General features: G+C 72.0%; 18 protein-coding genes. 6 read left to right on the forward strand and 12 right to left on the reverse strand.

The features are described from left to right. Positions 1 to 186, forward strand: a 186-nt coding sequence (locus tag F1615_RS36025; RefSeq protein WP_208818465.1) for a hypothetical protein, incomplete at its 5' end; no start/stop codon positions are given. Between the two features lie 483 nt (positions 187 to 669). Beyond that, a complete protein-coding gene (trpS, locus tag F1615_RS32805; RefSeq protein ID WP_149552687.1) occupies positions 670 to 1,704 on the forward strand; it encodes a tryptophan--tRNA ligase in 1,035 nt (344 codons plus the stop codon). Here the strand turns inward: trpS and F1615_RS32810 are convergent. Then, positions 1,635 to 2,639: a GlxA family transcriptional regulator gene (locus tag F1615_RS32810; protein ID WP_149552688.1), complete on the reverse strand. Its 1,005-nt coding sequence runs from the start codon at positions 2,637 to 2,639 to the stop codon at positions 1,635 to 1,637. The two genes, trpS and F1615_RS32810, sit on opposite strands and share 70 nt — an antisense overlap. A 75-nt stretch (positions 2,640 to 2,714) precedes the next feature. Between F1615_RS32810 and F1615_RS32815 the strand changes: the two genes are divergently transcribed. After that, the gene (locus tag F1615_RS32815; protein ID WP_149552689.1) at positions 2,715 to 3,299 is read left to right on the forward strand and encodes a cysteine hydrolase family protein; all 585 of its coding nucleotides are present in this window, start codon (positions 2,715 to 2,717) and stop codon (positions 3,297 to 3,299) included. A 242-nt stretch (positions 3,300 to 3,541) separates the two neighbouring features. Here the strand turns inward: F1615_RS32815 and proC are convergent, their stop codons facing one another. From proC to F1615_RS32845, 6 genes are all read right to left on the reverse strand, one after another. After that, positions 3,542 to 4,354 carry a pyrroline-5-carboxylate reductase gene (gene proC, locus F1615_RS32820; RefSeq protein WP_149552690.1) on the reverse strand — a complete coding sequence of 271 codons (813 nt, stop codon included), beginning with the start codon at positions 4,352 to 4,354 and terminating at the stop codon, positions 3,542 to 3,544. A 237-nt stretch (positions 4,355 to 4,591) separates the two neighbouring features. Further along, a complete protein-coding gene (locus F1615_RS32825; protein WP_149552691.1) occupies positions 4,592 to 5,377 on the reverse strand; it encodes an ABC transporter permease in 786 nt (261 codons plus the stop codon). After that, positions 5,374 to 6,165, reverse strand: coding sequence for an ABC transporter ATP-binding protein (locus F1615_RS32830; protein ID WP_149552692.1), 792 nt, complete (start codon positions 6,163 to 6,165; stop codon positions 5,374 to 5,376). The genes F1615_RS32825 and F1615_RS32830 overlap by 4 nt, the downstream gene beginning before the upstream one ends. A 32-nt stretch (positions 6,166 to 6,197) precedes the next feature. Beyond that, positions 6,198 to 6,992, reverse strand: a complete 795-nt coding sequence (locus F1615_RS32835) for a class I SAM-dependent methyltransferase (protein ID WP_149552693.1) — start codon at positions 6,990 to 6,992, stop codon at positions 6,198 to 6,200. A gap of 30 nt (positions 6,993 to 7,022) precedes the next feature. Next, the gene (locus tag F1615_RS32840) at positions 7,023 to 7,547 is read right to left on the reverse strand and encodes an EamA/RhaT family transporter (protein WP_149552694.1); all 525 of its coding nucleotides are present in this window, start codon (positions 7,545 to 7,547) and stop codon (positions 7,023 to 7,025) included. Between the two features lie 201 nt (positions 7,548 to 7,748). Further along, a complete protein-coding gene (locus tag F1615_RS32845; RefSeq protein WP_149552695.1) occupies positions 7,749 to 8,720 on the reverse strand; it encodes a helix-turn-helix transcriptional regulator in 972 nt (323 codons plus the stop codon). A 62-nt stretch (positions 8,721 to 8,782) separates the two neighbouring features. Between F1615_RS32845 and F1615_RS32850 the strand changes: the two genes are divergently transcribed. Then, entirely contained in the window at positions 8,783 to 10,264 is a 1,482-nt protein-coding gene (locus tag F1615_RS32850) for an MFS transporter (protein ID WP_149552696.1), read from the forward strand. Between the two features lie 46 nt (positions 10,265 to 10,310). Here the strand turns inward: F1615_RS32850 and F1615_RS32855 are convergent, their stop codons facing one another. Next, positions 10,311 to 10,640, reverse strand: a complete 330-nt coding sequence (locus F1615_RS32855; protein ID WP_149552697.1) for an SH3 domain-containing protein — start codon at positions 10,638 to 10,640, stop codon at positions 10,311 to 10,313. 183 nt (positions 10,641 to 10,823) lie between these two features. On the opposite strand from F1615_RS32855, the gene F1615_RS32860 reads away from it, so the two are divergent. Continuing rightward, positions 10,824 to 12,923 carry a serine/threonine-protein kinase gene (locus F1615_RS32860; protein WP_149552698.1) on the forward strand — a complete coding sequence of 700 codons (2,100 nt, stop codon included), beginning with the start codon at positions 10,824 to 10,826 and terminating at the stop codon, positions 12,921 to 12,923. Between the two features lie 13 nt (positions 12,924 to 12,936). Here F1615_RS32860 and ilvD read toward each other — a convergent pair whose 3' ends face one another. From ilvD to F1615_RS32880, 4 genes are all read right to left on the reverse strand, one after another. Beyond that, complete coding sequence (ilvD, locus tag F1615_RS32865; protein WP_149552699.1) at positions 12,937 to 14,790, reverse strand: dihydroxy-acid dehydratase; 1,854 nt, start codon at positions 14,788 to 14,790, stop codon at positions 12,937 to 12,939. A gap of 135 nt (positions 14,791 to 14,925) precedes the next feature. Beyond that, on the reverse strand, positions 14,926 to 15,573 hold the full coding sequence (locus tag F1615_RS32870; protein ID WP_149552700.1) for a TetR/AcrR family transcriptional regulator: 648 nt from the start codon (positions 15,571 to 15,573) through the stop codon (positions 14,926 to 14,928). Beyond that, on the reverse strand, positions 15,570 to 16,403 hold the full coding sequence (locus tag F1615_RS32875; protein WP_149552701.1) for a sugar phosphate isomerase/epimerase family protein: 834 nt from the start codon (positions 16,401 to 16,403) through the stop codon (positions 15,570 to 15,572). The genes F1615_RS32870 and F1615_RS32875 overlap by 4 nt, the downstream gene beginning before the upstream one ends. 151 nt (positions 16,404 to 16,554) lie before the next feature. After that, positions 16,555 to 17,487 carry a Ppx/GppA phosphatase family protein gene (locus tag F1615_RS32880; protein ID WP_149552702.1) on the reverse strand — a complete coding sequence of 311 codons (933 nt, stop codon included), beginning with the start codon at positions 17,485 to 17,487 and terminating at the stop codon, positions 16,555 to 16,557. 93 nt (positions 17,488 to 17,580) lie between these two features. Here F1615_RS32880 and F1615_RS32885 point away from each other — a divergent pair, with 93 nt between their 5' ends. Beyond that, on the forward strand, positions 17,581 to 18,468 hold the full coding sequence (locus F1615_RS32885; protein ID WP_149552703.1) for a hypothetical protein: 888 nt from the start codon (positions 17,581 to 17,583) through the stop codon (positions 18,466 to 18,468). Positions 18,469 to 18,501: the final 33 nt, after the last annotated feature.

Here is an 18,501-nt window from a genome sequence, read left to right on the forward strand (position 1 = left end):
TTTCAAAGGAACCTCGACCATCCGATTGACCGGATGGACGGGGTATCAACATATCTGGCGTTGACTTTTGGCACGCTGTTGAGTTCTCAAGGAACGGACGCTTCCTTCGTACTCACCCTTCCGGGCTTTCCTCCGGGCGCTTCCCTTCGGTGTTTCCGACTCTATCAGATCCTTTTCTCGACCTGACCCCCAGTCAGCGGGGTTTGTCTTCCCGGCCGTTGGGCCGTTCCGACGAGTGAGACTTTAGCGGATTCCCGGCTCCCGACCTAATCGGGCTCCTGCTCCCTTTCGGGTGCGGATTCCTCATTTCGCGAATACGCATGCCAATGACGCGCCAGCAGACAGACTTCTGACGTCGATCAGTAGTGGTACTTGCGGAATGGCTGTCCGGGGACCGACCGGAGTCGGCGCTCACGTCGGACAACTCGGAGAACAGTACGGATCCCGTCGAGGTGTGTCAACTCGCTGCCCCGCCCCGTCCCCGGGGCGTAGTCTTGCCCCCATGACGACGCGTACGTACCGCCAGTTCTGGTGGGCCGCCTGACGGCGGCCGACGCTACGTGCGCACTCAACGGCCGCCGCCTCGGCGGCCGTTTTGCTTTCTCCCTCCAGGACTCCGAGGGGCGGCCGGCCGGGGACGGCGGCCTCGGCCAGGAGCAGGGAGAAGAGATGACACGGGTCTTCAGTGGGGTCAAGCCGACCGGGCATCTGACGCTGGGGAACTACCTGGGAGCCATGCGGCGGTGGGCCGCGGTCGACCAGCACCAGTCCGACGCGCTGTTCTGCGTGGTGGATCTGCATGCGCTGACCGTGGACCACGATCCCGCGCGGGTGTGCAGGCTGAGCCGGCAGTCCGCGACGTTGCTGCTGGCCTCCGGGCTTGATCCGCGGCTCTGCACGGTGTTCGTGCAGAGCCATGTGGACGAGCACGCGCGGCTGTCGTACGTGCTGGAGTGCGTGGCCACGGACGGCGAGATGCGCCGGATGATCCAGTACAAGGAGAAGTCGGTCCGGGAGCAGCGGCGGGGCGGGAGCGTGCGGCTGTCCCTGCTGACGTATCCCGTCCTGATGGCGGCGGACATCCTGGCGTACGGGGCGGACGAGGTGCCGGTCGGGGACGACCAGGCACAGCACGTGGAGCTGACGCGGGATCTCGCCGTGCGGTTCAACCAGCGGTACGGGCACACCTTCGTCGTGCCGCGGGCCACCCATCCGGCGGTGGGGGCGCGAGTGATGAACCTGCATGACCCCCTGTCGAAGATGGGCAAGAGCGACGACACGGGGCCGGGGATCGTCTATCTGCTGGACGAGCCGGACGTGGTGCGGAAGAAGATCATGCGGGCGGTGACCGACAGCGGGCGGGAGGTCGTGTACGACAGGGAGGCCCGGCCGGGGGTGGCGAATCTGCTGGAGATCCTCGCGGCCTGCTCGGGCGGGAACCCGGAGGCGCTGGGCGGTGTATATGAGTCGTACGGCGCTTTGAAGAGGGACACGGCGGAGGCCGTGATCGAGGTCCTGAGGCCCGTGCGGGAGAGGCACAAGGAGTTGTGCGCGGATCCTGGCTTCGTGGAGGAGGTGCTGCGGGATGGTGCGGAGCGGGCGCGGGGTATGGCTCGGCCGACCGTGGATGCCGCTTACCGGGCGATCGGCTTGTTGCCGGCGGGCTCGGATACCGCGGTGCCCGTGCTGAACGCGGCACGGTAGGCGCGAGGGCTGGTGGCGAGGCGCGATGCGAAGTGCTGGCGCATGGTGACCTCGCTGCCGAAGCCCGCCCGGCGGGCGATCTCGGGCATGGGGAGGTCGGTGCGTTCGAGGAGGCGCTGGGCCGCGGCGATGCGCTGGTCGAGGAGCCAGCGCAGCGGCGTGGTCCCGGTGGCCGCGTTGAAGTGGCGGGCGAAGGTGCGCGCGGACATGCCGGCGTGGGCGGCCAGGTCGGCGACGGTGAGCGGTTCGTGGAGGTGGCGCAGGGCGTGCTCGCGCACGGAGGCGAGGGCGTCGGCGTCGCGGTCGGTGCGCGGGGTGGGGTGCTCGATGAACTGCGCCTGGGTTCCGGTGCGGAAGGGGGCGGTGACCATGGAGCGGGCGATGGTCGCGGCGGCTTCGGCTCCGTGGGCGAGGCGGATCAGATGGAGGCAGAGGTCGATGCCGGCGGCGGTGCCGGCCGCGGTCCAGATGTTGTCGTCCTCGATGAACAGGGCATCGGGGACGACGGTGACGTGGGGGTGGTGCGCGCGGAAGAGGTCGATCAGGTTCCAGTGGGTGATGGCGCGGCGGCCGTCGAGCAGGCCGGCCTGGGCGAGGGTGAAGGCGCCGCCGCACAGGGCGGCGATGGGGGTGCCGCGGGCGTGGGCGTGGCGGAGGGCGTCGAGGACGGGGGGTGGTGCGGGGGTGAGGTGGTCGTCGAGTCCGGGGACGAGGACGAGGTCGGCGCCGGTCAGCCAGGTGAGGGGGCGGTCGGGGAGAAGGGTGAGGCCGCCGCGCATGGGGACGGGGGTGGAGTCGGTGGCGACGCGGCGCAGGTCGAAGGCGGGCGCGCCGCGGTCGGTGCGGTCGGGGCCCCAGACCTCGGTGATGACGGAGACGTCGAAGGCGCGGATGCCGGGAAAGGCGACGAGGGCCACGCGGTAGGGGGCTGCCATGCGTGGCAGTAAACCATCGATCGCTGACTTTCGGACCTCTGGGAGCCGCTGCTGCCGGGCGGCACGATCGTGTGCATGGACATCGCGCAGAACGCAGCACTGGTGGTCGTGGACGTGCAGCAGGGGTTCGAAGAGGTCGACTTCTGGGGGACGCGGAACAACCCGGCGGCGGACGACAACATCGCCGCCCTCATCGACGTGTGGCAGTCGACCGGTCGGCCGGTCGTCTTCGTGCGGCACGACTCGGTCAAGCCGGGGTCGCCGTTGCGGACGGGGTACGGGGGCAACGGGTTCAAGGAGTACGTGGAGCGGCGGCGGGGGAAGGGGAGCGGGGCCGAGTTGCTGGTCACCAAGAGGGTGAACTCGGCGTTCCTCGGGACGCCGGACCTGGGTGCCTGGCTCCGGGAGGCGGGGATCTCGCAGGTCGTGCTGGCCGGGATCCAGACGAACATGTGCGTCGAGACGACAGCGCGGATGGGCGGGAACCTCGGGTACGAGGTCGTGGTCGCGTTCGACGCGACGTACACCTTCGGTCTGGAGGGGCCCTTCGGCTGGCGGCAGAGCGCGGACGAGCTGGCGCGTGCGTCGGCCGTGTCGCTGCACGGGGGCGGGTTTGCGGCGGTGGTGACGACGGAGGACGTCCTGACCGCGGCGAAGTGAGCCCCGCCCCTGGCGGGGGGCGGGGCGGAGGCGGGAAGGTGCGGACCCGTCTCACCGCGGTGTACGACGCACCGGCCGACGAGACCCGGCTGTACGTCAACGGCCGGCTGCAGTGCACCGGCACCGCACCCGGCACACGGAGTGCCCCTCTTCCTTCACGTTCTTGACATGAGCACGGATTTCAATCTCTCCGCTCACGCGGCGTCAAGGCACGTGGAGGGCGCCCTCGGCCGGACGGGGGGTCAGTCCTTGGTGCCGCTCGCGAGTTCGCGGCTGCGGTCGCGTGCGGCTTCGAGGGCGGCGATGAGGGCGGCCCGCACACCGTGGTTCTCGAGTTCGCGGATGGCGTTGATGGTGGTGCCCGCGGGGGACGTCACGTTCTCGCGGAGCTTGACGGGGTGTTCGCCGCTGTCGCGGAGCATCGTCGCGGCGCCGATGGCGGACTGGACGATCAGGTCGTGGGCCTTGTCGCGGGGCAGGCCGAGCAGGATGCCGGCGTCGGTCATGGCCTCGACCAGGTAGAAGAAGTAGGCCGGGCCCGAGCCGGAGAGGGCGGTGCAGGCGTCCTGCTGGGACTCGGGGACGCGGAGCGTCTTGCCCACGGCGCCGAAGATCTCCTCGGCGTGGGCGAGGTGGTCGGCGGTGGCGTGGCTTCCGGCGGAGATGACGGACATGGCCTCGTCGACGAGGGCGGGCGTGTTGGTCATGACACGGACGACCGGGGTGCCGGTGGCGAGGCGTTCCTCGAAGTAGGACGTCGGGATGCCCGCGGCGCCGCTGATGACCAGGCGGTCGGCGGGGACGTGCGGGGCGAGTTCGTCGAGGAGGGTGCCCATGTCCTGGGGTTTGACCGTGAGGATCAGGGTGTCGGCGGTCTTGGCGGCTTCCTGGTTGGAGACCGGGGTGACTCCGTAGCGGGTGCGGAGTTCGTCGGCCCGTTCCTGGCGGCGGGCGGTGACCAGGAGGTCGGCGGGGGCCCAGCCGGCGCGGATCATTCCGCTGAGCAGGGCTTCGCCGATCTTGCCGGTGCCGAGGACTGCGACTTTCTGGGTCATGGCTGTTGGTGCCCTCCGGGGGTGGGTCGTCCCTCGTCATCCTCGCATCCCGGGGGCCGGTGGGGGTGGGGCGTCCGGTGGGCGGGACGTCGCCGGTGGGGCGCCGTCGCGGGGTTTCTCGGCCCGCCGCCCTTTCCGTCCCGTCCCCGGAGGCTGCGCGCCCCCGGACCCCCTCTCGGCCCTGGACGGGCCTCGTCCCTCGGACTCCCCCGGAGGGGGCATCCCCGGACGGGCCGATCACACCGTCCGGCGTTTCAAAGTGGCCGCACCCAGGGCGAGAACCAGCACCGCGCAGCCCGCGACGATCCCGACGTCGCGGACGAAGGCCGTCGTCATGTCGGTGTGCCGCATGACCTCGTTCATGCCGTCGACGGCGTAGGACATGGGCAGCACGTCGGAAATGGCCTCGAGGACGGGGTGCATGTTCTCGCGTGCGGTGAACAGGCCGCAGAGGAGGAGCTGGGGGAAGATCACCGCCGGCATGAACTGGACCGCCTGGAACTCCGAGGCCGCGAAGGCAGAGACGAAGAGGCCGAGGGCCGTGCCGAGGAGCGCGTCGAGCAGGGCCACCAGCAGGAGCAGCCAGGGGCTGCCGATGACGTCGAGGCCCAGGAACCAGACGGCGAGGCCGGTGGCGAGGGCGGACTGGACGATCGCCAGGGTGCCGAAGGCGAGGGCGTAGCCGGCGATGAGGTCGCCCTTGCCGAGGGGCATGGCGAGGAGGCGTTCCAGCGTGCCGGAGGTGCGTTCGCGCAGGGTGGCGATCGAGGTGACCAGGAACATCGTGATGAGCGGGAAGATCCCGAGGAGTGATGCGCCGATGTTGTCGAAGACGCGCGCGCTGCCGTCGAAGACGTAGCGGAGCAGCACCAGCATCACGCAGGGGACCAGGAGCATCAGCGCGATGGTGCGCGGGTCGTGGCGGAGCTGGCGCAGGACCCGGGCCGCGGTGGCGGTGGTGCGGGAGAGGTTCAGGGCGCCGGGCGGGGCGGGTGCGGACGTCGCGGGGTGGGTGGTGCTCATCGGGTGGTCTCCTTCGTACCGCCTGCCGCGGTCGCCTCGTCGACCAGGTGGAGGAAGGCGTCCTCGACGGTCTCGGAGCCGGTGCGGGTGCGGAGGGCGTCGGGGGTGTCGTCGGCGAGGATCTCGCCGGCGCGCATGAGCAGGAGACGGTGGCAGCGCTCGGCCTCGTCCATGACGTGGGAGGAGATCAGCAGAGTCGCGCCGCGTTCGGCGGCGATGGCGTGGAAGAGCTGCCAGAGGTCGCGGCGCAGGACGGGGTCGAGGCCGACGGTGGGTTCGTCGAGGACCAGGAGTTCGGGAGTGCCGAGGAGGGCCACGGCGAGGGAGACGCGGCTGCGCTGGCCGCCGGAGAGGTTGCCGGCGAGGACGTCGGTGTGGGTGGTGAGGTCGACGTCGGCGATGGCCCGGGTGACGTTCTCGTGGCGGCGGTCGGCGGCCGCGCGGCCGGGGTCCGCGATCGCGGCGAAGTAGTCGAGGTTCTGGCGGACGCTGAGGTCGTCGTAGATGGAGGGGGCCTGGGTGACGTAGCCGATGCGGGTGCGCAGGGTGGGGTGGCCGGCGGGGCTGCCGAGGACGTCGAGTGTGCCGGTGACCTTGGCCTGGGTGCCGACGACGGCCCGCATCAGGGTCGACTTGCCGCAGCCGGAGGGGCCGAGGAGGCCGGTGACCTGACCGCGCGGAACGGTGAAGTCGAGGCCGCGCAGGACGGTGCGGGGGCCTCGGACGACGGTGAGGTCCTGGGCGCGGACGGCCGGTTCCTCCGGTGGGCGGGAGGAGTAATTCATCATGTGATGAATACTCCTCCGCGTCGCGGGAGGCGTCAAGCCGCCGTGGTCGAAGGTGTGGTCGCGAGGAGGAGGACGACGTCGTAGGTCTCCTCGACGATCCCGTCCGGGAAGACGTCCAGGACGTGGCGCCGCTCCTCGGCCAGGTAGGCCGCGCTGCGTTCCGCTTCCTGGGTCAGGAAGACCGAGTGGCTGCCGATGTTGGCCAGGTGGGTGTCGAGGGGGACACGGCGGCTCCAGCGGATGTCGCGCCGGAGGAAGCCGAGACGGCCGGTGGGGTCGGCGACGCGGGCGCCGAGGTTGCGCTTCTCGGCGGAGAGGTCGAGGCCGAAGTGGCGGTCGGTCCGCTCGGCCGCCTCCGCGATCCACGGCACGTCGAGCGCGTCGGTGTTCCACCACAGGGCGAGCGCGCCGCCCGGGCGCAGGACCCGAACCGCCTCCGGGACGGCGCGGGCGGGGTCGGTCCAGTGCCAGGCCTGGGCGTAGGTGAGCAGGTCGGCGCAGTGGCCGGTCAGGGGGAGGGCGTTGCCGCTGCCCCGGACGACCGGCACCCCGGGGAGGGCTCGGCGGAACTCGGCCGCCATGCCGTCGCCGGGTTCGACGGCGATCACGTCGGCGCCGCGCGCGTGCAGGCGGGCGGTCGCGATGCCCGTGCCGGCACCGACGTCCACGACCCGGGAGCCGGCGAGGGGACGGCCGGTCAGCTCCTCGATCGCGTCGAAGAGCGCGGGCGGGTAGGAGGGGCGGTGGGCGGCGTACTGGGCGGCCGCGGCGTTGAAGGAGTGGGCCCGGGCGGCGTGGGCGGCCTCATCGGCACTCGGTGTCGTCATACGGCCATGGTGGCCGCGGTTTCCGGTGGGTCAGGAGCGGCGGCGCTTCTTCGACGGGTTGCCCGAGCGGCGGGTGGTGCGCTTCTCGTAGTCCTCGCGGGCCTTCTCGTACTCGGCGCGGCGGAGCTTCTCTCCCGGCGCCTCGGTGAAGGTGCGGAGGAAGTAGGCGAGGAGGGAGCCGACGAAGCCGATGGCCAGCAGGCCGCGCAGGGAGGCCTGGCGGTCGGGGTCTGGGCGGGTGGCGAAGGCGGACCAGGTGTGGCGGAAGGCGAGCGCGCTGCAGATCGCGAACATCACGACCATGAGCAGCGAGACGAAGCTGCCGACGTCGGCGATCCGGAGCCCGTCGTAGGCGATGCGCAGCACGAAGCAGGCGGCCGCCGCGGCGGCGAGGGAGCCGACGGCGACGCCGATGCGGCGGCCGGTGTAGCCGCCGGAGTGGTCGACCCAGGTCGTGCCGAAGAAGCGGATGGGTTCGGGCCGGGGGCCGGCGGGCGTGCCGTTCGTGTCGTTCTCTGCTGCGCTCACGGGTCGATTGTGTCTCCTCCCCCGCATGCGCACGCGGGTCCCCCCTCCCCCGCCGCGGGCCGTCGCGGCCCTGCGGCTCCGGGTGAAGCCCCGGGGCCCGGTCGACGGCGTCGGCTCAGCACCGACAACAGCCGGTCGTGCCCCGTCGGATCACGCCCGGCGAAAGCCACGCCGGGAAGCACGGGTACCGTCACCGGCGAATCCCCGGAGTTCACCGGAACGTGGAACTCACCTGGCGGGTCCCAGTCCTTCGTCGATGCGGGTGCGCAAGGAGTGCAGTGCCTGCCTGAGTTCGGCCGGCTCGATGTCCGTGACGTCGGCGTCGAACGTCAGGAGCAGGCCTGCCAGGCCGGCCCACGACCAGGCGCCGAGTGTGAGCCGGCAGCTGGAGTCGGTGACGTGCTCGACCGTCGATCCGCCGGGGGCGAACCGGGCGACGACGGGTGCGGGCAGTGCGAGGACCGCGGAGCCGCGGCAGGGCCATTCCGCCGGGGTGTCGCCGCGGTCGTGCGTGCCCATGACGAATGCGACCGGATCGCCGTGCGGGACGTCGCGGCGGTCGAAGGTCCTCCCCGTGGACGCGCGTGGTGCGAGGCGGTCGACGCGCAGCGCGCGCCATCGGTCCGCGTCCGGTTCGAACGCGACGAGGTACCACCGTGCCGCCCACACGACGAGGTCGTGCGGTTCCAGGGTGAGCGTCGTCGGTTCGTCCTCGCCCGTGCAGTCCACGCGGAGGACGTGCCGTCGGTGGATCGCGCCACCGATGACGCCGATGGCCCCGGCGTCGATGGGCGGTGCGGGGAACTCCCAGTAGTTGCGTGCGGCGGAGACGGTGAACGCCTCGGTGTGGATGCGGCTGCGGGCGGGCATCGCCTGCCGCAGCGTGGTGAGGGCGCGGGCCGCGTTCTCGCGGATGCCGGACAGGAGGGTGGGGGCGGTCTGGAGAGCGACGGCCACCGCGACGGCCTGGTCCTCGTCGAAGACGACAGGCGGCAGCCGGGTGGAGCGGCCGAGCCGGTAGCCTCCGCCCACCCCGCGCACGGCCTCGATCTCGTACCCGAGCTCCCTGAGCGTGTCGATGTCGCGTCGTACGGTCCGCACGGACGTCCCAAGTCTGGCGGCGAGCTGCTCGGCGGTCAGGGCCGCGCCGGTCCCGAAGATCGACAGGAGCCTCAGCGTCCGCGCGGAGGTGGCAGCCATCGCTCGTTCCCCTCCGCCATTGCGGTCACTCGACGGCAACTATAGCTGTCAACGTGGCCGCCATGACCGCTTCACGAATCCGTCAGGAGGGGGCACACGCACCCGTCACCTCCTCACCGCTCGTCTCCGGCGCAAGCGCGGGCACGGCGCTCCTGGTGGTGCTCTTCGGCTCCTTCCTGGACCTTCTCGACGCGACCATCGTGACCGTCGCGGCCCCTGCGATCGCCCAGGACCTGGGGGCCGGCGCCGCCCAGATCCAGTGGATGATCGCCGCCTACGTCCTGGCCCTGGGTGCGGGCCTGATCACCGGCGGACGGCTCGGTGACCAGTACGGCCGCAAGCGCCTGTTCATGGTCGGGCTGGCCGGGTTCATGCTCACCTCCGCACTCTGTGCGCTGGCCACCGGTCCGGGAATGCTCATCGGCATGCGCGCCGTGCAGGGACTGACGGCGGGCATCATGGTCCCGCAGGTGTTCGGAATCATCCGGGCCTCGTTCGCTCCCGGCGAGCGGGCCAAGGCGTTCGGCGCCTATGGGGCCGTCCAGGGTCTCGCCTCGGTCGCGGGGCCGCTGCTGGGCGGACTGCTCGTCGATGCCGACCTGTTCGGACTGGGATGGCGCACGATCTTCTGGATCAACGTGCCCGTCTCGGTCCTGGCGCTCGTCATCGGCGCGAAGGCCCTGCCGGAATCCCGCTCCGCCTCGACCGCGCGGCTGGACCTCCTGGGCGCGCTGCTCTCGGCCTCGGGCATCCTCCTCCTGCTGCTCCCGATCATCCAGACCGAGACCTGGGGATGGAGCGCTGCCAGTTACGCCCTCCTCGCCGCCGGCGTCATCGTGCTGGCGCTCTTCCTCGCCCACGAGCGCCGCCTGACCGGACGCGGGAGCGAACCCGTCTTCGATCCGGATCTGCTCCGCATCCGCGCCTTCTCGGTCGGCCTGGGCGCGTCCGTGCTCTTCTTCGGCGGCCTCGGGGCGTTCTTCCTCACGCTGTCGGTCTACCTCCAGGTCGGTACCGGCCGCAGCGCCTGGGAGACCGGCCTGGTGATCCTGCCCTACGCGTTCGGCTCGATCATCACCTCAGGACTCGGAGTCGCTCTCGCCACCAGGGCCGGGAGAGCCTTGCTGATCACCGGCTCACTCACCATCGCCGCGTCCCAGTGCGTCCTGTGGGTGGTCGTCAGGGACGGCGACGATCCCGGATACTGGCCGCTCGCCCTCGCCCTTCTCATCGGCGGCCTGGGGCTCGGTCTTGCCGCCCCCGTCCTCGTCGGCGTTGTCCTCGCCGGCGTCCCCGGACGCAGCGCGGGCGCCGCGGGCGGTGTGCTCTCCACCGTCAACCAGATCGGCGCCGCCATCGGCATCGCCGCTCTGGGGACGGTCTTCTTCACCGCCGTCACCGGGTCGGCGACCGGCACACCGGGTGTGGCCGACTACGGTCACGCGCTCGGCATCGTCCTCGTCGTCTCCGCGGTGCTCTATGTCGTGGCGGCGCTCGTGATGCTCGCGCTCCCCGGGACCGCGGACGGGACCGCCGACCGGTGAACCCGGGCCGGCCTCCCTCCGCCGGCGTCTTCCCGGCGGAGGGAGGTCAAGAGCAGCGGGAGGCGACGTACCCGTCGCTGCCGGTGCGGACGTACGCGTCGGAGACGTACTGGCCGCTGCCGATGTTGTCCCAGATGTTCGAGGTGCCGTACGGGCCCGACACCCAGGTGCCCGGCGTCTGGCAGTGGATCGAGACCCAGGCGCCCTCGGCCAGGACCCGCACGACCGGGTAGCCGGTGCCGGGACCGCTGCGGACGTTGAGCCGGTAGCCCGGCGCCACCGGGTAGGAGACCGCGGCCGCGGCCGCCGTGGTGATCGCCTCCGTGGCCCCCTTCTCGTCCCCGCCCGCGATCTCCCGGTTCTGGTCGACAGACATGAAAAAACCTCCCCCGTCGCACCCCACGACTGTCGTGGGGTCACGTTGATTCCCCTGGAACAAGCCATGAAACACCAGTTCGCCACTCGCACGCGGAGGCGGGCAAGCCGCCTCGGTCCCGCACGCGCCATCGACTAGGCTCCGAGCGTCGCGCGCGCGGACGAACAGCACGGGGGTGGTTCCATGGCGCCGCAGCGGAACATCGGAGCGGGCGCGGAAGCGGAACTTCCGGAGTACGCCGGTCACTACCGTCTGGAGTCCTGTCTGGGCTCGGGTGGCATGGGCGTCGTGCATCTGGCCCGGAGTACCTCCGGGATGCGGGTCGCGGTGAAGGTGGTGCACGCCCGGTACGCCATGGACCCCGAGTTCAGGGGGCGGTTCCGGCAGGAGGTGGCGGCGGCGCGGCGGGTGAGCGGGGCGTTCACGGCGCCGGTCGTGGACGCCGATCCGGAGGGCGGGCGACCGTGGATGGCCACCCTGTACATCCCCGGTCCTACGCTCTCCGAGCGGGTCAAGCGGAACGGACCCCTGGACCCGGACCAGGCGCGCCGGCTGATGGCCGGGCTCGCGGAGGCGCTGCGTGACATCCACCGGGTCGGGGTCGTGCACCGGGACCTGAAGCCGAGCAACGTCCTGCTCGCCGAGGACGGGCCGAAGGTCATCGACTTCGGCATTTCCCGGCCAAGGGACAGCGAACTGCGGACCGAGACGGGGAAGTTGATCGGTACGCCGCCGTTCATGGCGCCCGAGCAGTTCCGCCGGCCCCGCGAGGTGGGCCCCGCGGCCGACGTGTTCGCCCTCGGCTCGCTCATGGTGCACGCGACGACGGGGCGCGGTCCGTTCGACTCCGACAGCCCGTACGTCGTCGCCTACCAGGTCGTGCACGACGAGCCCGACCTGACCGGCGTCCCGGAGTCGCTCGCGCCGCTGGTGCTGCGGTGTCTCGCCAAGGAGCCCGACGACCGGCCCACGCCGGACGAGCTGATGCGGGAGCTGCGGTCGGTGGCGGCGGCGTACGACACGCAGGTGTTCGTACCGGCGCAGCGGACGCGGGAGCCGCGGGAGGAGAGCGCGCCGGAGCCTTCGGCGGACGCACCCGCGCGGCGTCTCGGCAGGCGCACTCTTCTGGTGGCCGGGGTGCTCTGCCTCGCCGTGCTCGGCGGGCTCACGGCGCTTCAGGTGTCCGGCGGCACGGAACCGGCACGGAGGACCACCGCCGCACAGAGCACGCCGGGCGGCTTCGGCGTGTGGGAGGCGGAGCCCGTCCCCGAGGGCGGCGGCATGCCCCAGTGCTCGTACGGAACGCGTCGGCTGCTGTGCGCGCTGCCCGGTTCGGTCCTCGCCCTCGATCCGGCCGACGGCCGCACGCTGTGGCGGCACGGGGTCGAGGGGACCACCCGGAGCGAACCGCCGGTCGTGTCGGGTGGCCTCGTCCAGCCCTCCCTCGACCGGATCGGTGACCTGGAGGCGCTCGACCCGGCCACGGGCGAGCCGGTGTGGCGGCAGGACGCGCCCCGGTACGACGGAGTGCGGGCGGTCGGCGGCATGCTCCTGCTGACCCGCGCCGACGGGACGGTCACGGGCGTGGACGCCGCCTCGGGCGAGACCAGGTGGTCACGCCGGATTCCCGGGCAGGCCGTGCCGTACTTCTCCTCGTTCGCCGGGGAGCGCGGGGAGCCGGCGGCGTACGCGACGAGTCCGTCCGGGGACGGGAGCGGGACCCGGGTCACCGCGGTGGATCCGGCGACGGGCGACGTGCGGTGGGACGCGGAGCTGGAGGGGTCACTGACACCCGTGGGAGCGGCGGACGGGGCCGTGTACCTCGTCGCCGGCGGCGAGGTGTACGGGGACGCGACGGCCGTGCTCCGCTACACGCCCGGCACCGGGGACACCCGCCGGGTGACGCTGCCCGTGCCGGTCGCGCAGGCGCAGGCCGGAGTGCACGGGGACACCGTCCACCTCATGGGTGCGGGCGGATCGCTGGTGGCCGTCGACATGGCGGCGGGGAAGCAGCGGTGGCGGCTGGAGACGGGCGTGAGCCGGGGCTCGGAGCCCGTCTCCGACGGACGGCGCGTGTACGTCACCGCGCCCGACGGGCGGCTGCTGGGCGTCGACGCCCGCCGGGGGAAGCTCCTCGGGCAGACCCGGCCGCGGCTCGGCGCCGGCTCCGACCGTGTCCCCGCCGCGCTGCCCGCGCCCGTGCTCGCGGGCGGCCACGTCTACGCGGGCGCGCCCGACGGGACCGTGTTCGGCGTGACGGGGAGCGATCCGGCGGGCTGGTGACCCCGACGGGCGGTCAGCCCAGCTTGCTGACGTCCCGCACCGCGCCCTTGTCCGCGCTCGTCGCCATCGCGGCGTACGCCTTCAGCGCCGCCGAGACCTTGCGGTCGCGGTTCCTCGGGGCGTACCGGCCGTTCAGGGCCTGCTCGCGGCGGGCCAGTTCCGCCTCGTCGACCAGCAGCTCGATCGAGCGGTTCGGGATGTCGATGCGGATGCGGTCGCCGTCCTCGACGAGGGCGATGGTGCCGCCGGAGGCCGCCTCCGGGGAGGCGTGGCCGATGGACAGGCCGGAGGTACCGCCGGAGAAGCGGCCGTCGGTGATCAGGGCGCAGGCCTTTCCGAGGCCGCGGCTCTTCAGGTACGACGTCGGGTAGAGCATCTCCTGCATGCCGGGGCCGCCCTTGGGACCCTCGTAGCGGATGACGACCACGTCGCCCTCCTTGACCTGCTGGGTGAGGATCTTCTGGACGGCCTCCTCCTGCGACTCGCAGACGACCGCCGGGCCCTCGAAGGTCCAGATGGACTCGTCGACGCCGGCCGTCTTGACCACGCAGCCGTCGACCGCGAGGTTGCCGCGCAGGACGGCGAGGCCGCCGTCCTCGGAGTAGGCGTGCTCGGCGGAGCGGATGCAGCCGCCCTCGGCGTCCTCGTCCAGGGAGTCCCAGCGCTCGGACTGGGAGAAGGCCTCCGCCGACCTCACGCATCCGGGCGCGGCGTGCCACAGCTCGACCGCCTCCCGCGAGGGGGAGCCGCCGCGGATGTCCCAGGTCTTGAGCCAGTCCGCCAGGGACGGGCTGTGGACGGAGTGGACGTCCTCGTTGAGGAGTCCCGCGCGGTGCAGTTCGCCCAGCAGCGCGGGGATGCCGCCCGCGCGGTGCACGTCCTCCATGTAGTAGGTGCGGTCCTTGGCGACGTTGGGGGCGACCTTGGCCAGGCAGGGGACGCGGCGCGAGAGGGCGTCCATCTCGGTGAGGCCGAAGGGCACCTCCGCCTCCTGGGCCGCGGCCAGCAGGTGCAGGATCGTGTTGGTGGAGCCGCCCATCGCGATGTCGAGCGCCATGGCGTTCTCGAAGGCCGAGGCGGTGGCGATGTTGCGGGGCAGGACCGAGTCGTCGTCCTGCTCGTAGTAGCGGCGGGTCAGGTCCATGACCGTCTGCGCGGCGTTCTCGTAGAGCGCCTTGCGGGCGGTGTGGGTGGCCAGGACCGAGCCGTTCCCGGGGAGGGAGAGGCCGATGGCCTCGGTGAGGCAGTTCATCGAGTTGGCGGTGAACATGCCGGAACAGGAGCCACAGGTCGGACAGGCGTTCTCCTCGATGCGCAGGACGTCCGCGTCGGAGACCTTGTCGTTGGCCGCCTCGACCATGGCGTCGACCAGGTCCAGCGTGCGGACCGTGCCGTCCACCAGGGTGGCGCGGCCGGACTCCATCGGGCCCCCGGAGACGAAGACCGCGGGGATGTTCAGCCGCAGGGCCGCGTTGAGCATGCCCGGGGTGATCTTGTCGCAGTTGGAGATGCAGATCAGGGCGTCCGCGCGGTGTGCCTCGACCATGTACTCCACGCTGTCCGCGATCAGGTCGCGGGAGGGCAGGGAGTACAGCATGCCGCCGTGGCCCATGGCGATGCCGTCGTCGACGGCGATGGTGTTGAACTCGCGCGGGATGCCGCCGGCCGCGGTCACCGCCTCGCTGACGATCCGGCCGACCGGGGCGAGGTGGGTGTGGCCGGGGACGAACTCCGTGAAGCTGTTGGCGACCGCGATGATCGGCTTCCGCCCGATGTCCGCACCGGGTACACCGGAGGCGCGCATCAGGGCGCGGGCGCCCGCCATGTTGCGGCCGTGGGTGACTGTGCGGGACCTCAGTTCGGGCATCGTCGCTCGCTCCTTCGGAGAGTAATGACTGTCGTCGAGCGTACGCCGGTCATTCAGAGGGTGGGACGAGGTGTCCGGAATGCGGGACGAATGTCTCGCGCACGCCGGGGTCCGCGCGCCCCCGGAGGGGTGTTGTCAGCGGCCGGTCAGGTGTCCCTGCACCACCGGGGCCACCCGTCTGATGATCTGCTCGGCATCGGCCGAGGCCAGCGGCTCCACCTTGATCACGTACCGGACCATCGCGATGCCGACCAGCTGGGCCGCGGCCAGCTCGGCGCGCAGTTCCGCGTCCGGGAGGTCGAGCCGTCCGGCGATACGGCGCAGCAGCTGGCCGGCGATCAGGCGGCGGAAGACCCCGGCCGCGGTCTCGTTGTTCACGGCGGAGCGGACGATCGCGAGCAGCGGGGCCCGCGTGACGGGGCTCTCCCAGAGTCCGATGATCATGCGGGTCATCCGCTCGCCCACCTCGTCGAGCGGCCCTTCGAGAACCGTGTCCCGCGCGGTGAACGCCGGTGCGAAGGCGACCTCGACGGCGGCCTCGAACACCTGCTCCTTGGTGCCGAAGTAGTGGTGCACCAGCGCGGAGTCGACCCCGGCCGACTTGGCGATCCCCCGGACGGACGTCTTCTCGTACCCCCGTGCGGAGAACTCCTCCCGGGCCGCGTCGAGGATGCGGTCCCGGGTGCCGGCCGATTCCGTACCAGGAGGACGGCCGCGGCGCCGGGTGGTGCCGTCCCCCCGCGCGGAGGCGCCCGGGCCGTCGCTCGCGGCGATGCCGGTCACCGCCGGGGCACCCGGATCCGGGAGGAGGCCAGGTGCAGGCGGGCGAACGCCAGCGCCTCGGCCAGATCGGCCTCGCGCTCCGCGCTCGACATGGCCCGGCGGGTGTTGACCTCGATGACGACATGGCCGTCGAAACCGCTCGACGCGAGGCGCTCCAGCACCTCGGCGCAGGGCTGGTCGCCGCGGCCCGGCACCAGGTGCTCGTCCTTGGCGGAGCCCTTGCCGTCGGCGAGGTGGACGTGGCCGAGGCGGTCGCCCATGCGGTCGATCATCTGCAGGGTGTCGGTGCGCGCGGTCGAGGCGTGGCTGAGGTCGATCGTGAAGTGGCGGTAGTCCTCTTTGGTGACGTCCCAGTCGGGGGCGTACGCCAGCATCTCGCGGTCGCGGTAGCGCCAGGGGTACATGTTCTCGACGGCGAACCGCACGTCCGTCTCGTTCGCCATCCGCCAGATGCCGTCCACGAAGTCACGCGCGTACTGCCGCTGCCAGCGGAAGGGGGGATGGACGACGACCGTCCCCGCGCCGAGCTTCTCGGCGGCGGCCCGGGCCCGCTGGAGCTTGGTCCAGGGGTCGGTGGACCACACGCGCTGCGTGATGAGCAGGCAGGGCGCGTGAACGGCCAGGACGGGGATGCGGTGGTAGTCGCTGAGTCTGCGCAGTGCCTCGATGTCCTGGCTGACCGGATCGGTCCACACCATGACCTCGACGCCGTCGTACCCGAGGCGCGCGGCGATCTCGAAGGCCGTCGCCGTCGACTCCGGGTAGACGGAGGCCGTCGACAGGGCGACCTTCGCATCCGGGATGCGGACTACGTCCCTTGCTTCTGACACGAGCCTCAGGTTACGGGGTGCGGTCGGGTCGGTGCGGGGTGCCCGTTGGCCGTTGTGGTGATTGCCATAGGCGGGTGCGGGGTCCCGCGCGGCCCCCGCGCCCGCGCGGCGGGGGCCGCGCACCGGCACGGCCGCGGGCCCTCCGGAGGCCCTATCCCTGGCCCATGTGGTCCAGGCGGCGGAGGATGACGCCCTCCCGCAGGGCCCAGGGGCAGATCTCCAGGCGCTCCACGCCGAACAGGTCCATCGCGCCCTCCGCGACCAGGGCCCCGGCGAGCAGCTGGCCCGCGCGGGCCTCGGAGACTCCGGGGAGCTCGGCGCGCTCGGCGGCGGTCATGGCGGCGAGCCTCGGCACCCAGGCCTCCAGCGACTCCCGTTTCAGCTCGCGCTGGACGTACAGGCCCTCGGCGGAGCGGGCGGCGCCGGCCAGCCGGGCGAGCTGCTTGAAGGTCTTGGAGGTGGCCACCACGTGGTCGGGGGCGCCGAGGCGGATGAAGTCCCCGACGGTGCGGGCGATCTCGGTGCGCACATGGCGGCGCAGCGCGCGGACGTCCTCCGGCTCGGGCGGGTCGCCGGGCAGCCAGCCGGCGGTGAGGCGGCCGGCGCCGAGCGGCAGCGACACCGCGGTGTCGGGCTCCTCGTCGAGGCCGTAGGCGATCTCCAGGGATCCGCCGCCGATGTCGATGACGAGCAGTTTCCCGGCCGACCAGCCGTACCAGCGGCGGGCGGCGAGGAAGGTGAGGCGGGCCTCCTCCTCACCGCTGAGCACCCGGAGCTCGACCCCGGTCTCCTCGCGCACCCGCGCGAGCACGTCGTCGGCGTTGCCCGCCTCGCGCACCGCCGAGGTCGCGAACGGCAGCAGCTCCTCGACGCCCTTGTCCTCGGCGGCCTGGAGCGCCTCGTGGACGACCGCGATCAGTCTGTCCACCCCGTCGGGGCCGATGGCCCCGCCGTCGTCGAGGAGCTGGGCGAGGCGCAGTTCGGCCTTGTGAGAGTGCGCGGGCAGCGGGCACGCGCCGGGGTGCGCGTCCACCACCAGCAAGTGCACCGTGTTCGAACCCACGTCGAGGACACCGAGTCTCATGTACGGAACGCTACTGCCCGCAGCGCCGTGTCGTGCCCTGTCTGCGGCGGCGGGCCGGTCCCGGACGGGGTGCGGGCGACTTACCCTGGACGGGTGCCAAAGACGAAAAAGGCGAAGGACGAAAAGACGGACAAGAAGGCCAAGAAGGACAAGAAGGCCGGACTGGCCGCGCGTTCTTCGCGGGTGACAGCACCGCAGACGCCGGGGAAGGCGCCGGTGGACGACGAGAAGGGCCTCGACTTCGCCCGCGCATGGGTGGAATTTCCTGATCCGGCGGACGACGAGCAGGTCTTCCGCTGCGACCTGACATGGCTGACCTCTCGCTGGAACTGCATCTTCGGCAGCGGCTGCCAGGGCATCCAGGCCGGCCGCGCGGACGACGGGTGCTGCACTCTGGGTGCCCACTTCTCGGACGAGGACGACGAGAAGCGGGTCGCCGGACATGTGGCGAGGCTCACTCCGGACATCTGGCAGCACCACGACGAGGGCAAGCGGGGCGGCTGGGTCTCCGAGGACGAGGACGGCGACCGTCAGACCCGCCCGTTCCAGGGCTCGTGCATCTTCCAGAACCGGCCGGGGTTCGCCGGCGGCATGGGCTGCTCGCTGCACATCCTCGCCCTCAAGGAGGGCCGCGAGCCGCTGGAGACCAAGCCGGACGTGTGCTGGCAACTGCCCGTCCGGCGGACCTACGAGTGGATCGACCGCCCGGACGACACACGCGTGCTGCAGGTGTCGATCGGTGAGTACGACCGTCGCGGCTGGGGCCCGGGCGGCCACGACCTGCACTGGTGGTGCACCTCGGCCACCTCGGCGCACGGCGCAGGGGACCCGGTGTACGTCTCCTACCGCGCGGAGCTGACCGAGCTGATGGGCAAGGCGGGCTACGACCGTCTGGTCGAGCTGTGCGAGGAACGGCTGGCCTCCCAGCTGCCGCTGCTGGCGCCCCATCCGGCGGATCCCGCCGGACGACAGGACGCCTGACGCACGGACGCCCGGCGTCCGTACGCCTGACGC

Origin of the sequence: Streptomyces marokkonensis (assembly GCF_008312835.1) — a bacterium.
Taxonomy (GTDB): domain Bacteria; phylum Actinomycetota; class Actinomycetes; order Streptomycetales; family Streptomycetaceae; genus Streptomyces; species Streptomyces marokkonensis_A.

Excerpts from the sequence above, each read along its gene's own strand:
- trpS (WP_149552687.1), top strand. The coding sequence starts at position 670 with ATGACACGGGTCTTCAGTGGGGTCAAGCCGACCGGGCATCTGACGCTG.
- F1615_RS32810 (WP_149552688.1), bottom strand. The coding sequence starts at position 2,639 with ATGGCAGCCCCCTACCGCGTGGCCCTCGTCGCCTTTCCCGGCATCCGC.
- F1615_RS32815 (WP_149552689.1), top strand. The coding sequence starts at position 2,715 with ATGGACATCGCGCAGAACGCAGCACTGGTGGTCGTGGACGTGCAGCAG.
- proC (WP_149552690.1), bottom strand. The coding sequence starts at position 4,354 with ATGACCCAGAAAGTCGCAGTCCTCGGCACCGGCAAGATCGGCGAAGCC.
- F1615_RS32825 (WP_149552691.1), bottom strand. The coding sequence starts at position 5,377 with ATGAGCACCACCCACCCCGCGACGTCCGCACCCGCCCCGCCCGGCGCC.
- F1615_RS32830 (WP_149552692.1), bottom strand. The coding sequence starts at position 6,165 with ATGATGAATTACTCCTCCCGCCCACCGGAGGAACCGGCCGTCCGCGCC.
- F1615_RS32835 (WP_149552693.1), bottom strand. The coding sequence starts at position 6,992 with ATGACGACACCGAGTGCCGATGAGGCCGCCCACGCCGCCCGGGCCCAC.
- F1615_RS32840 (WP_149552694.1), bottom strand. The coding sequence starts at position 7,547 with ATGCGGGGGAGGAGACACAATCGACCCGTGAGCGCAGCAGAGAACGAC.
- F1615_RS32845 (WP_149552695.1), bottom strand. The coding sequence starts at position 8,720 with ATGGCTGCCACCTCCGCGCGGACGCTGAGGCTCCTGTCGATCTTCGGG.
- F1615_RS32850 (WP_149552696.1), top strand. The coding sequence starts at position 8,783 with ATGACCGCTTCACGAATCCGTCAGGAGGGGGCACACGCACCCGTCACC.
- F1615_RS32855 (WP_149552697.1), bottom strand. The coding sequence starts at position 10,640 with ATGTCTGTCGACCAGAACCGGGAGATCGCGGGCGGGGACGAGAAGGGG.
- F1615_RS32860 (WP_149552698.1), top strand. The coding sequence starts at position 10,824 with ATGGCGCCGCAGCGGAACATCGGAGCGGGCGCGGAAGCGGAACTTCCG.
- ilvD (WP_149552699.1), bottom strand. The coding sequence starts at position 14,790 with ATGCCCGAACTGAGGTCCCGCACAGTCACCCACGGCCGCAACATGGCG.
- F1615_RS32880 (WP_149552702.1), bottom strand. The coding sequence starts at position 17,487 with ATGAGACTCGGTGTCCTCGACGTGGGTTCGAACACGGTGCACTTGCTG.